Consider the following 13,400-nt stretch of genomic DNA (forward strand, 5'->3'; position numbering starts at 1 on the left):
CGAGTGGTGGGGCAAGAGCGTTTTGCTTACTTTTGCGCTGTTCAAAAGTGAGCCGCTGTAAGAGCGGAACCATAAGTGGCCGTTACCTAAATAACGGATATACACCCAAACCCCAGCCATAAAAAAAGGCACGACCCTCACAGGTCGCACCCTCTTCACAAGCCCAAGAGCTGTCAGCTACCCAAAGCCTTGGAAGCCAACCAGAACAACCCGGCCGAAAGGCCCACAGTCGCCGGCAGCGTCAACACCCAAGCCATCAGAATGGTCTTGACGGTGCCACCTTGCAGCCCGCTCTTGTTCGCCACCATGGTCCCCGCCACACCCGAAGACAACACATGGGTCGTGGAAACCGGCAAGCTGAAGATATTGGCCAAGCCAATCATGCTGGCCGTGGTGATCTGCGCCGACATACCCTGGGCATACGTCATGCCCTGCTTGCCGATCTTCTCACCAATGGTCAGCACCACACGCTTCCAGCCCACCATGGTGCCCAGGCCCAAGGCCAGTGCCACCGCCAGGATCACCCAGAACGGCGCGTACTCGGTGGTCGCCGTCAGGTCCTTGCGCAACTTGTCCAGGTCCGACTTCTCACGCGCATCCAGGCCTGGCAACTTGCCCACCTTCTTCGCGGTGTCATCCAGGCACAACAGATAACGACGCACTTCAATCCGATGCTCGGCGGTCAACGAATGGTAGTCAGAGACACCTTTCAAGGTCCCCAGCAGGGCGTTGATCGTCGGTTCAGTCTGCTGCGGATTGCACTGGAACTTGCCCGGCAAATCGTCTTTCACGCTTTTGCCCAGGGCCAGGAACTCACCGAGGGTTTCTTGATTGCGCTGGTAGAACTGATTCAAGTGCAGCGTGGCGTCGCGGGTGCGCTCGATCTGGTAAGTGGTGCTGCCCAGGTCCAGTACGAACTGCGCCGGCACGATACCGATCAGTACCAGCATGATCAGGCCAATACCTTTCTGCCCGTCGTTGGAGCCGTGCACGAAGCTCACGGCCATCGCCGAAATCACCAGGACCAGGCGGTTCCAGAACGGCGGGTGCTTCTTGTCGTCGAGCTTGCGGCGCTGATCCGGTGTCTTGTGCATCTTCGACAGCGGGCGCCACCATTTCAGGCCCAGCAGCACCAGGGCGGCAACCACGAAACCAGCCATCGGCGAGAACACCAGCGAAGCGCCGATATCGATCGCTTTCTGCCAGTTGACGCCGTCAGCCAGGGGAATGTCGTTGATCAGGGCGTTGGCCAGGCCGACACCGAGGATCGAACCGATCAGGGTGTGGGAACTGGACGCCGGGATCCCGAAATACCAGGTGCCGAGGTTCCAGGTGATCGCCGCTGCCAATAATGAGAAGACCATGGCCAGACCGTGGCCGGTGTTCACATTGATCAGCAACTCCACCGGCAGCAGGTGCACGATGGCATACGCAACACCGACCCCACCGAGCAACACGCCGAGGAAGTTGAACACCCCGGAGAAGAACACGGCCAGATGCGGAGGCATGGCTTTGGTATAGATGACTGTGGCAACCGCGTTAGCGGTGTCATGAAAGCCATTGATGAACTCGAAGGCGAGGACAAAGGCCAGGGCGAGCAACAGGCTCACTAGAACCCAAGCATCCAGTCCGCTGAATAAATCGATCATGAAGGTTTTCTGACCCGGTCGTAAGGGGGCGCGATTATGCCAGAAAACATCGGTAATCAATGCACTAGCTGCTCATCGGTAACATTCTTCAACGAAAAAAAATGGGGGGGAGGCGTGCATCCCGGTGTTTTCGGGGCTTTGGCAAGTGATTGATTTATATGGAGGATCCATCAAATTCGCGGGATAAAGCGCCGGAAGGGAATAACTGAAACAATCGTATGAAATTTCGCTAAGGCCACATAACGGGCTTCCCTCCACCAGCGTGGTACTGGCAGAGAGATGGCACCTTTGGAAGCTCAACCCGAAACGCTTATGGCTCTTCGGCTTTGAGGTCCTGTTCAATCTTTTGGATTTCCTGGGCAAAGGCCTGGTCGAGCAGGCTGGCTCGTTTGCGCCATGGCTTGCGTTCAGGTTCTGGCTGGGCGGCGTAGGTGGTGACTTCCCCGCCGTAAACATCCTTGTAACGTTGTTCCTGGCGCTCAAGTTCCGCGCGCAGTTCGTCTTTCGTCACATTGTTACCTAATTGAGTTGAGTTTGATTCCGGCGAAACGCGATGCCGGGAAGTCGCCCCCGGTATACCGTCAATCTGAAGATCAGCGTGGAAAGGTATACAGGAAAAACCACTTCTTTATTGCACGCGGCCACGATACCGGAGAAGAGCAGTTGTCGTAGCAACAGTTTTCTTGTCACAGCCACAAGCAGTTGGCAGGCATTCGAAATGTGTGTCAGGTACTTGCGGCGGAGCCTGCACGCAGCCGGTGCACGACTGGGTGAAATCTATCCTCGGGGTCAGGCGAGGCTGGCTCCTGCACAGGATGCATTATAGCCACGCGCTTGAATAACACTATCGCCAACAAGTTAAAAATCGTCAACTTCGTGTGAGGGTTTTGTTACGCAGGTGTGTGGGGTATTTGCTGAACTATTGGCGCCATAAATCGTGCAATGTTCTACAGGCGTTAATCAACCTTAACTTCTCTCGTACATCAGTCGATTCTGAAAGGCACTCAAATGGATGTAGAGGGGTTCCGGCACCGGTCGGCGGTGACAAATTGCGATAATCGAATGACCGTCCGATAATCGCCCAATGTTGGTTGCCCTGCCTTGTGCAGCCATTGCACGGCGGCTTGTAATAGCGGTCACCCTCCCGCAGCGGTTAAAAATAAGAGAAAGGACCCCAAATGAACGATCAATTGCGCAACTCCTTCGCATCAGTGGCGCCGCCGATCGTTGCGTCACCGGCCAAGCGCATCCAGGCGTTTACCGGTGATCCGGATTTCATGACCTCCCTGGCACGCGGCCTGGCCGTGGTGCAGGCATTCCAGGAGCGCAAGCGCCACCTGACCATCGCCCAGATCAGCCACCGCACGGAAATCCCCCGCGCTGCCGTACGCCGTTGCCTGCATACCCTGATCAAACTCGGCTACGCCACCACCGACGGGCGTACCTATTCGCTGTTGCCCAAGGTGCTGACCCTCGGCCACGCTTACCTGTCGTCCACGCCCCTGGCCGTTTCGGCGCAGCCGTACCTGGACCGCATGAGCGAGCAGCTCCACGAGGCGTGCAACATGGCAACCCTGGAAGGTGATGACATCCTCTACATTGCCCGCTCCGCCACCACCCAACGCCTGATTTCCGTCGACCTTTCCGTGGGCGGCCGTCTCCCGGCCTACTGCACCTCCATGGGCCGTATCCTGCTGGCGGCGCTGGATGACGCCTCGCTGCAGGACTACCTCGACCACGCCGACCTGCAAACCAAGACCAGCCGCACCCTCACCACCCCGCAAGCCTTGCTCGAATGCCTGCAGGAAGTGCGGCAGCAGGGCTGGTGCATTGTCGACCAGGAACTGGAGCAAGGGCTGCGTTCCATCGCCGTGCCGGTGTACGACGCTTCGGGCCAGGTCCTGGCGGCACTGAACGTCAGCACCCATGCCGGGCGGGTCAGCCGCAGCGAGCTGGAGCAGCGTTTCCTGCCGAGCATGCTCAGTGCCAGCCAGGAGCTGAGTGCGCAGCTGTTTGCGTAAGCTGTTCGGTGACCGCACAGATCCCGGCTGGATGAATTGACGGTGTTTCCCAAGGCTTATTAATGTGCGGCAGCGCTTCAAGGCGCCGCCCCAATAATAATGACGACTCAAGGTCGTTCGCCCGCCCATCGGTGTGGAAATAAAAATAATGAATCAGCCTTCACCTGCTGTCGGTACTTGCCTGGACGTTCAGTCCTTCATCAACGCCCAGCCGCTGTCGCGGTATCAGTGGCGAGTGGTGATCCTGTGTTTTCTCATCGTCTTCCTCGACGGCCTCGACACCGCCGCCATGGGCTTTATCGCCCCGGCGCTGTCCCAGGACTGGGGCATCGACCGCGCCAGCCTCGGCCCGGTGATGAGCGCCGCGTTGATCGGCATGGTCTTCGGCGCCCTGGGCTCCGGCCCACTCGCCGACCGCTTCGGGCGCAAGGTGGTGCTGGTGGGGGCGGTGCTGGTGTTTGGGGCCTTCAGCCTGGCCTCGGCCTACAGCAGCAACGTCGATCAACTGCTGATCCTGCGCTTCCTCACCGGTCTCGGCCTGGGCGCCGGCATGCCGAACGCCACGACACTGCTCTCCGAATACACCCCGGAACGCCATAAGTCGCTGCTGGTGACCAGCATGTTCTGCGGCTTCAACCTGGGCATGGCCGGTGGCGGGTTTATCTCGGCCAAGCTGATCCCGGCGTATGGCTGGCACAGCCTGCTGATGATCGGCGGCCTGTTGCCGCTGATCCTCGCGGTGGTGCTGCTGTTCTGGCTGCCGGAGTCGGCGCGTTACCTGGTGGTGCGCAATCGCGGCACCGACAAGGTGCGCAAGACCCTGGCGCCTATCGAGCCGGGTATCGTCGCCCAGGCCTCGAGCTTCAGCGTGCCCGAACAGAAAACCGTCAAGGCGCGCAACGTGTTCGCGGTGATCTTCTCCGGCACCTACAGCACCGGCACCTTGCTGTTGTGGCTGACGTATTTCATGGGCCTGGTGATTGTTTACCTGCTGACCAGTTGGCTGCCGACCCTGATGCGCGACAGCGGCGCCAGCATGGAACAGGCCGCGTTTATCGGTGCGTTGTTCCAGTTTGGCGGCGTATTGAGTGCGGTCGGCGTGGGCTGGGCGATGGACCGGTTCAATCCGCACAAGGTCATCGGCACTTTCTACCTGCTGGCCGGGGTGTTTGCCTACGCGGTGGGGCAGAGCCTGGGCAATATCACGCTGCTGGCGACCCTGGTGTTGATTGCCGGCATGTGTGTCAACGGTGCGCAGTCGGCGATGCCGTCGCTGGCCGCACGTTTCTACCCGACCCAGGGCCGCGCCACGGGCGTGTCGTGGATGCTCGGCATCGGCCGCTTTGGCGCGATCCTCGGGGCGTGGATGGGCGCGACCTTGCTGGGCCTGGGCTGGAACTTCGAACAGGTGCTGACCGCCCTGGTGATCCCGGCGGCATTGGCCACCACCGCGGTGGTGATCAAGGGCATGGTCAGCCACGCGGACGCCACCTGAAGCGATTTATTGTAGGAGCGAGCTTGCTCGCGAAGGTCTTGAACGATGACGTTGGCAGTCTGAATGAACGCGGTGTCTTCAAGTTTTTCGCGAGCAAGCTCGCTCCTACAGGGAAAGATAGCTTGCAAACAATCCGTTCGATAATCGAACACTCAGTCGATTATCGGATTGTTTGGCCCCGACCCCCGGCTTAATCTTCAAGCACTTCGGCGCTGCCTCCAGCGCCTTTTTCGATCGATACCGGGAGCCCACCCCATGGCTGAAATCCTTTCGCTGGCTGATGCGGTAAAGCAGTTCGTGAATGACGGCGACACCGTTGCACTCGAAGGCTTTACTCACCTGATCCCTACGGCGGCAGGTCATGAAATCATTCGTCAGGGCAAGAAAGACCTGACGCTGGTGCGCATGACGCCTGACCTGATCTACGACCAGTTGATCGGCGCCGGCTGTGCACGCAAGCTGATTTTCTCCTGGGGCGGCAACCCGGGCGTGGGTTCCCTGCATCGCCTGCGGGACGCCGTTGAAAAGCAATGGCCGCAACCGCTGGAGATCGAAGAGCACAGCCACGCCGACCTGGCCAATGCCTACGTCGCCGGTGCCTCCGGCCTGCCATTCGCGGTGCTGCGCGCCTACGCCGGCTCCGACCTGCCCAAGGTCAACCCGCTGATCAAGACCGTGACCTGCCCCTTCACCGGCGAAGTGCTGGCGGCCGTGCCGTCGGTGCGCCCGGACATCACCGTGATCCACGCGCAAAAGGCTGACCGTAAGGGCAACGTGCTGCTGTGGGGCATCCTCGGGGTGCAGAAGGAAGCGGCCCTGGCGGCCAAGCGCTGCATCGTTACCGTTGAAGAAATCGTCGACGACCTCAACGCGCCGATGAACGCCTGCGTGCTGCCGACCTGGGCCCTGACTGCCGTGTGCCATGTGCCGGGTGGCGCGCATCCGTCCTACGCCCACGGTTACACCGAACGTGACAACCGTTTCTACCAGGCCTGGGACCCCATCGCCCGGGACCGTGAGACGTTTACTGCGTGGATCAACGAATACATCCACGGCACCGCCAATTTCAGTGAATTCCAGGCCAAGCTGGCCACCGCGCAGGAGGCCAAATAATGGCTTACTCGACCAACGAAATGATGACCGTCGCCGCCGCGCGCCGCCTGAAGAACGGTTCGGTGTGCTTCGTCGGCATCGGCCTTCCCTCCAAGGCTGCCAACCTGGCGCGCCTGACGTCGTCGCCGGATGTGGTGCTGATCTACGAGTCCGGCCCGATTGGCGCCAAGCCTTCGGTGCTGCCGCTGTCCATCGGTGACGGCGAGCTGGCTGAAACCGCTGACACCGTGGTGCCGACCGGTGAGATTTTTCGCTACTGGCTGCAGGGCGGGCGCATTGACGTCGGCTTCCTCGGCGCGGCCCAGGTCGACCGTTTCGGCAATATCAACACCACCGTGGTCGGTGACTACCACCAGCCCAAAGTGCGCCTGCCAGGTGCCGGTGGCGCGCCGGAGATCGCCGGCTCCGCGAAGAGCGTGCTGATCATCCTCAAGCAGTCGGCTCGTTCGTTTGTCGACAAGCTGGACTTCATCACTTCGGTCGGTCACGGCGAAGGCGGTGACTCGCGCAAACGCCTGGGTCTGCCAGGCGCCGGTCCTGTAGGGATTATTACCGACCTGTGCATCATGGAGCCGGAGGAGGGCAGCCACGAATTTGTCGTCACCGCCCTGCACCCCGGCGTGACCCGTGAGCAAGTAGTGGCCGCCACCGGTTGGGCGATTCGTTTTGCCGACCAGGTGACTACCAGCGCCGAACCCACCGAGATTGAACTGACTGCCCTGCGCGACCTTGAGGCACGCACCGCTGCCGCCCACGGCCAAGCCCCCGGAGAAGCCTGATGCGCGACGTATTTATCTGTGACGCCATTCGTACCCCCATCGGCCGTTTTGGCGGTGGCTTGTCCACCGTGCGCGCCGATGACCTGGCGGCACTGCCGATCAAGGCGCTGATGGAACGCAACCCATCGGTGGACTGGAGCGCGGTGGACGAAGTGTTCCTCGGCTGCGCCAACCAGGCCGGCGAAGACAACCGCAACGTGGCGCGCATGGCGGCATTGTTGGCGGGCCTTCCGGAGAGCATTCCCGGCGTCACCCTGAACCGCCTGTGCGCTTCGGGCATGGACGCGATCGGCACGGCCTTCCGCGCCATCGCCAGCGGCGAGATGGAACTGGCGATTGCCGGTGGCGTCGAGTCGATGTCCCGCGCGCCGTTCGTGATGGGCAAGGCCGATGCGGCGTTCTCGCGCAACATGAAGCTGGAAGACACCACCATCGGCTGGCGCTTTATCAATCCGTTGATGAAGGCCCAGTACGGCGTCGACCCGATGCCGCAAACCGCTGACAACGTGGCCGACGACTATAAAGTCTCCCGCGCCGACCAGGACGCCTTCGCCCTGCGCAGCCAGCAACGTACGGCCGCTGCACAGGCCGCCGGTTTCTTCGCCGAAGAAATCGTACCGGTGCGTGTCGCCCACAAAAAAGGCGAAACCGTGGTCGAGCACGACGAGCATCCACGGGCCGATACCACCCTGGAAGCCCTGGCCAAACTCAAACCGGTCAACGGCCCGGACAAGACCGTCACCGCAGGCAACGCCTCTGGTGTGAACGATGGTGCCGCCGCGCTGATTCTGGCCTCTGCTGAAGCCGTCAAAAAACACGGCCTGACCGCCCGCGCCCGGGTGCTGGGCATGGCCAGCGCAGGTGTGGCGCCGCGTGTGATGGGCATCGGCCCGGTGCCGGCGGTGCGCAAACTGGTGGAGCGCCTGGGCCTGGCGGTAACTGATTTCGATGTGATCGAACTCAACGAAGCCTTCGCCAGCCAGGGCCTGGCCGTGCTGCGCGAGCTGGGGATTGCCGACGACGCACCGCAGGTCAACCCGAACGGCGGCGCGATTGCCCTTGGCCATCCGCTGGGCATGAGCGGTGCGCGCCTGGTACTGACCGCGCTGCATCAGCTGGAAAAAAACGGTGGCAGCAAAGGCCTGGCGACGATGTGCGTCGGTGTGGGCCAAGGCCTGGCCCTGGCGATCGAACGCGTTTGAGACCCACAAGAATAAAGAGGATTGCTCCATGAGTGACAAGCCCGGATACCGGCGCCCGCAAGCGGGTACTCAGCCTGATTACCTGCACCCGGCCTACCAGTCGACGAACCTGCGTTCGCCGTCCAAGCCGTTGGTGTTCCTGCCCCATTCCTTGTCGGAAATCACCGGCCCGACCATCGGCGCCGAGCGCGTCAACGAGAAGGACAACGACCTGACCGCCCAGCACGAAGGCGAGCCCCAGGGCGAACGCATCATCATTCATGGGCGCGTGCTGGATGAAAACGGCCTGCCCGTTCCCGGCATCCTCGTGGAAATCTGGCAGGCCAACGCTGCCGGCCGCTACAACCACAAGCGCGACCAGCACGACGCACCGCTGGACCCGAATTTCACCGGCACCGGGCGTACCGTCACCGACGCCGACGGCTGGTACCAGTTCCAGACCATCAAGCCCGGCGCCTACCCGTGGGGCAATCACCACAACGCGTGGCGCCCGGCGCACATCCACTTCTCGCTGTTCGGCCCGAGTGTGCTGACGCGGTTGGTGACGCAGATGTATTTCCCCGGTGACCCGCTGCTGGCCTATGACCCGATCTACAACTGCGTCCCGGACACGTCCGCCAAGGAACGCCTGATCGCCTCGTTCGATCTGGAAAAAACCATTCCGCACTATGCCCTCGGCTACCGCTGGGACATCGTCCTGCGCGGCCGCGACGCCACGCCGATGGAGAAATGAGATGAGCCTCAACGCGACTACTTCCCACACCGTCGGGCCGTATTACCACATCGGCCTGACCTGGCTGAACCGCGAAGACCTGACCGTTGCGGCCACCCTCGGCGAGCGCGTGGCGATCACCGGGCAGGTGGTGGATGGCAATGGCGATGTGGTCAACGACGCCATGCTGGAAGTCTGGCAGGCCAATGCGGCCGGCAAGTACGACCATCCCGAGGATGAGCAGGACAAACCGGTGGACCCGAACTTCGAAGGCTTCGGCCGGGTGCCGGTGGACGCTGAAGGGCGTTTTCGCTTTACCACCATCAAGCCGGGCAGTGTGCCGGGGTTGAAGGGCACGACCCAGGCGCCGCACCTGGTGGTGCTGGTGTTTGCCCGTGGGCTGGTGAAGCACCTGCTGACGCGGATTTACTTTGACGGTGAAGCGGCGAATGGGGATGACGCGCTGCTGGCGTGTGTGCCGCAGGAGCGCCGCCGCACGTTGATCGCCAAGGCGGATGCTGCGGGTGTGTATCAGTGGAATGTGATTTTGCAGGGCACAGACGAAGAGACGGTGTTCTTCGATTACTGAGTTGGCTGAGGATCTATCGCAGGCAAGCCAGCTCCCACAGGGGAATGCATTCCAAATGTGGGAGCCGGGCTTGCCCGCGATGAGGCCGGCCCAGGCAACAAATATCCAAAAGTCTGCTTGCGGAACATGGTTGTTGCAAAGTATGTCTAGGCTATAACCGTTCCCACTGAGTGAAAAAACATGACAACAAAAACCAGCCACTACACCGGAGAAGAACGCAGCAAAAGGATTTTTGCGATTGTCGGTGCCTCTTCCGGCAACCTCGTCGAATGGTTCGACTTCTACGTCTATGCCTTCTGCGCTATCTATTTCGCCCCGGCGTTTTTCCCGTCGGACGACCCCACCGTGCAACTGCTGAACACCGCCGGCGTGTTCGCCGCCGGCTTCCTGATGCGCCCCATCGGCGGCTGGCTGTTCGGCCGGGTGGCGGATAAACACGGTCGCAAGAATTCCATGATGATCTCGGTGCTGATGATGTGCGCCGGTTCCCTGGTCATCGCCTTTTTGCCCACCTACAAAGACATCGGCGCCTGGGCCCCGGCCCTGCTGTTGGTCGCCCGGTTGTTCCAGGGCCTGTCGGTAGGCGGCGAATACGGCACCACTGCCACCTACATGAGTGAAGTCGCCCTCAAGGGCCAGCGCGGGTTCTTCGCCTCGTTCCAGTACGTGACCCTGATCGGCGGGCAACTGCTGGCGGTGTTGGTGGTGGTGATCCTGCAACAGATCCTCACCGAAGAAGAACTGCGGGCCTGGGGCTGGCGCATTCCGTTTGTGATCGGCGCCATTGCGGCGGTGATCTCCCTGCTGCTGCGTCGCACCCTGAAAGAAACCACCAGCAAGGAAATGCGTGAAGACAAGGACGCCGGCAGCATTGCCGCGCTGTTCCGCGATCACAAGGCGGCGTTTATCACCGTGCTCGGCTACACCGCCGGCGGCTCGCTGATTTTCTACACGTTCACCACCTACATGCAGAAGTACCTGGTGAACACCGCCGGGATGCACGCCAAGACCGCCAGCTACATCATGACCGGCGCGCTGTTCTTCTACATGTGCATGCAGCCGGTGTTCGGCATGCTGGCGGACAAGATTGGCCGCCGTAACTCGATGCTGTGGTTCGGCGCCCTGGGCACGCTGTGCACTGTACCAATCCTGTTGACCCTGAAAACCGTCAGCAGCCCGTTCCTGGCTTTTGTGCTGATCACCCTGGCCCTGGCCATCGTGAGCTTCTACACCTCCATCAGCGGCCTGGTGAAAGCCGAAATGTTCCCGCCACAAGTACGTGCACTGGGCGTAGGCCTGGCGTATGCGGTGGCGAACGCGATCTTCGGCGGTTCGGCGGAATACGTGGCCTTGGGTCTCAAGTCCATGGGCATGGAGAACACCTTCTACTGGTACGTCACGGCGATGATGGCGGTGGCGTTCCTGTTCAGCTTGCGCCTGCCCAAAGAGGCGGCGTATTTGCACCACGATCTGTAACCGGCTGGCGCATGCCCGTTGCCGGGTATGCGCCACCTAGGGATGTGTTATGACGATGCGCACGAGCAACCAACTGTTCGACGCCTACTTCACCGCCAACGGCATGGCCGAAGTGTTCTGCGACCAGGGGCGTTTGCAGGGCATGCTGGATTTCGAAGCGGCGCTGGCCCGGGCCGAGGCTCAGGTCGGGTTGATCCCGCAAGCGGCCGTCGCGCCCATTGCCCAGGCCTGCCTGGCTTCTCTCTACGACGTAGATGCCCTCGGCGACGCCATCGCCACCGCAGGCAACTCTGCGATTCCCTTGGTCAAGGCCCTCGGCAAGTTGATCGCCAGCGAAGATGCCGGCGCCGAACGTTATGTGCATCTGGGCGCTACCAGCCAGGATGTGATGGACACCGGCCTGGTGCTGCAACTGCGCAGCGCAGTCGAGCTGATCGAACATGATCTGGCGCGGTTGGGAGACATTCTTGCCGCCCAGGCCCAGCGTTACGGGACAACTCCTTTGGCGGGCCGGACCTGGCTGCAGCATGCAACGCCGGTCACGCTGGGCATGAAGATCGCCGGTTGGCTCGGCGCAGTCACCCGCAACCGGCAACGTCTCAGTGAGCTGAAGCCGCGTTTGCTGGTGCTGCAATTTGGCGGTGCTTCCGGAACCCTGGCGGCCCTCGGCGAACAGGCGATGCCGGTGGCGCAAGCACTGGCCGCCGAGTTGCAGCTGGGCCTGCCGGAGCAACCCTGGCACACCCAGCGCGACCGCCTGGTGGAGTTTGCCTCGGTGCTCGGTTTGATCGCCGGCAGCCTCGGCAAGCTGGGTCGCGACATCAGCCTGCTGATGCAGACCGAAGCGGCGGAAGTGTTTGAGCCGTCGGCCCCCGGCAAGGGCGGCTCTTCGACCATGCCCCACAAGCGCAACCCGGTGGGCGCTGCCGTGCTGATCAGCGCTGCCACGCGAGTGCCCGGCCTGGTGGCAACGATGTTCAGCGCGATGCCCCAGGAACACGAACGCAGCCTGGGCCTGTGGCACGCCGAATGGGAAACCCTGCCGGAGATTTGCCGGCTGGTATCCGGTGCGTTGCATCAGGCGCTGCTGGTCAGCGAAGGCCTGGAAGTCGACCCCCGGCGCATGGTCCAAAACCTTGATCTGACCCAGGGCCTGATACTGGCCGAAGCGGTCAGCATCGTCCTCGCCCAGCGCCTGGGCCGCGAAACCGCGCACCATCTGCTGGAACAATGCTGCAAACGCGCCGTCGCCGACGGGCGCCACCTGCGCGCGGTGCTGGGGGATGAACCCCAAGTGACTGCCGAGCTTTCGGCGGCCGAACTCGATCGCCTGCTGGACCCGGCGCACTACCTGGGCCAGGCGCAAACCTGGGTCACCCGGGCCGTGGCCGAACATTTTGCTTTGACTGCCTGAGGAGGCTGCTGTGGGATTTGTACAACTCGCCGATGGCGAACTGAACTACCAACTCGATGGCCCCGAAGATGCACCGGTACTGGTGCTGTCCAACTCCCTGGGCACCGACCTGCATATGTGGGACATCCAGATCGAGGCGTTCACCCAGTACTTCCGGGTGCTGCGTTTCGACACCCGCGGCCATGGCAAGTCGCTGGTCACCGAAGGTCCCTACAGCATCGAGCAGTTGGGCCGTGACGTGTTGGCGCTGCTGGATGCGTTGCAGATCGAGCGCGCGCATTTCTGCGGGTTGTCCATGGGCGGCCTGATCGGCCAGTGGCTGGGGATCAACGCGGGTGAGCGTTTGCGCCGGCTGGTGGTGTGCAACACCGCCGCGAAGATCGGCACGCCCGAGATCTGGAACCCGCGGATCGAGATGGTCCTGCGCGACGGTGCGGCCGCGATGGTTGCCCTGCGTGATGCGTCAATTGCCCGCTGGTTCACCGCCGACTTCGCCGAGGCTCATCCTGACCAGGCCAAGCTGATCACCGATATGCTGGCGGCGACTGATCCCCAGAGTTATGCCGCAAACTGCGCGGCCGTGCGCGACGCGGATTTCCGCGAGCAACTGGCGTCGATCAAGGTGCCGACCCTGGTGATCGCAGGCAGCGAAGATGCGGTGACGCCGCCGGCGGGTGGGCACTTTATCCAGGCGCATGTGCAGGGCGCCGAGTATGCCGAGTTCTATGCCGCGCACTTGTCCAACGTGCAAGCCGGTGCGGCGTTCAGCGACCGTGTGCTGGAATTTCTGCTATCGCGCTGAGTATCGCTGAACCCTGTGGCGAGGGAGCTTGCTCCCGTTGGGCTGCGTAGCAGCCCCTGAGCAGCCGCAACCCAACTATTTGTAAAACCCTGCAGCGGCCTCACTGGGGTCGCTGCGCGACCCAACGGGAGCAAGCTCCCTCGCCACA

At 61.9% G+C, this 13,400-nt stretch carries 12 protein-coding genes; 10 read left to right on the forward strand and 2 right to left on the reverse strand.

Features of this window, described 5'->3' with window-relative positions; all coding sequences use genetic code 11:
* Window positions 1-173: 173 nt before the first annotated feature.
* Window positions 174-1,649, reverse strand: a complete 1,476-nt coding sequence (locus tag HX815_RS13405) for an inorganic phosphate transporter (RefSeq protein ID WP_003219836.1) — start codon at window positions 1,647-1,649, stop codon at window positions 174-176.
* Window positions 1,650-1,959: 310 nt separating this feature from the next.
* Window positions 1,960-2,160, reverse strand: coding sequence for a hypothetical protein (locus HX815_RS13410; protein WP_003219834.1), 201 nt, complete (start codon window positions 2,158-2,160; stop codon window positions 1,960-1,962).
* A 667-nt stretch (window positions 2,161-2,827) separates the two neighbouring features.
* Between HX815_RS13410 and pcaR the strand changes: the two genes are divergently transcribed.
* From pcaR to pcaD, 10 genes are all read left to right on the forward strand, one after another.
* Entirely contained in the window at window positions 2,828-3,670 is an 843-nt protein-coding gene (gene pcaR, locus HX815_RS13415; RefSeq protein ID WP_003219833.1) for a pca regulon transcriptional regulator PcaR, read from the forward strand.
* A gap of 148 nt (window positions 3,671-3,818) precedes the next feature.
* Window positions 3,819-5,165, forward strand: coding sequence for an MFS transporter (locus tag HX815_RS13420; RefSeq protein ID WP_177028396.1), 1,347 nt, complete (start codon window positions 3,819-3,821; stop codon window positions 5,163-5,165).
* 255 nt (window positions 5,166-5,420) lie between these two features.
* Window positions 5,421-6,278: a CoA transferase subunit A gene (locus tag HX815_RS13425; RefSeq protein ID WP_003219830.1), complete on the forward strand. Its 858-nt coding sequence runs from the start codon at window positions 5,421-5,423 to the stop codon at window positions 6,276-6,278.
* Window positions 6,275-7,057, forward strand: a complete 783-nt coding sequence (locus HX815_RS13430; protein WP_172834582.1) for a CoA-transferase subunit beta — start codon at window positions 6,275-6,277, stop codon at window positions 7,055-7,057. The genes HX815_RS13425 and HX815_RS13430 overlap by 4 nt, the downstream gene beginning before the upstream one ends.
* On the forward strand, window positions 7,054-8,259 hold the full coding sequence (gene pcaF / locus HX815_RS13435; protein ID WP_177028400.1) for a 3-oxoadipyl-CoA thiolase: 1,206 nt from the start codon (window positions 7,054-7,056) through the stop codon (window positions 8,257-8,259). The genes HX815_RS13430 and pcaF overlap by 4 nt, the downstream gene beginning before the upstream one ends.
* A 28-nt stretch (window positions 8,260-8,287) precedes the next feature.
* Window positions 8,288-8,992 carry a protocatechuate 3,4-dioxygenase subunit beta gene (pcaH, locus tag HX815_RS13440; RefSeq protein WP_003219824.1) on the forward strand — a complete coding sequence of 235 codons (705 nt, stop codon included), beginning with the start codon at window positions 8,288-8,290 and terminating at the stop codon, window positions 8,990-8,992.
* Window position 8,993: 1 nt separating this feature from the next.
* Window positions 8,994-9,560, forward strand: coding sequence for a protocatechuate 3,4-dioxygenase subunit alpha (gene pcaG / locus HX815_RS13445; RefSeq protein ID WP_003219820.1), 567 nt, complete (start codon window positions 8,994-8,996; stop codon window positions 9,558-9,560).
* Between the two features lie 180 nt (window positions 9,561-9,740).
* Window positions 9,741-11,036 carry an MFS family transporter gene (locus HX815_RS13450; RefSeq protein ID WP_003219818.1) on the forward strand — a complete coding sequence of 432 codons (1,296 nt, stop codon included), beginning with the start codon at window positions 9,741-9,743 and terminating at the stop codon, window positions 11,034-11,036.
* A 49-nt stretch (window positions 11,037-11,085) separates the two neighbouring features.
* On the forward strand, window positions 11,086-12,450 hold the full coding sequence (locus HX815_RS13455; protein ID WP_177028397.1) for a 3-carboxy-cis,cis-muconate cycloisomerase: 1,365 nt from the start codon (window positions 11,086-11,088) through the stop codon (window positions 12,448-12,450).
* A 10-nt stretch (window positions 12,451-12,460) separates the two neighbouring features.
* The gene (gene pcaD / locus HX815_RS13460; RefSeq protein ID WP_177028398.1) at window positions 12,461-13,252 is read left to right on the forward strand and encodes a 3-oxoadipate enol-lactonase; all 792 of its coding nucleotides are present in this window, start codon (window positions 12,461-12,463) and stop codon (window positions 13,250-13,252) included.
* Window positions 13,253-13,400 lie beyond the last annotated feature (148 nt).

This window comes from Pseudomonas sp. E6002 (genome assembly GCF_013385565.1).
Lineage (GTDB): Bacteria > Pseudomonadota > Gammaproteobacteria > Pseudomonadales > Pseudomonadaceae > Aquipseudomonas.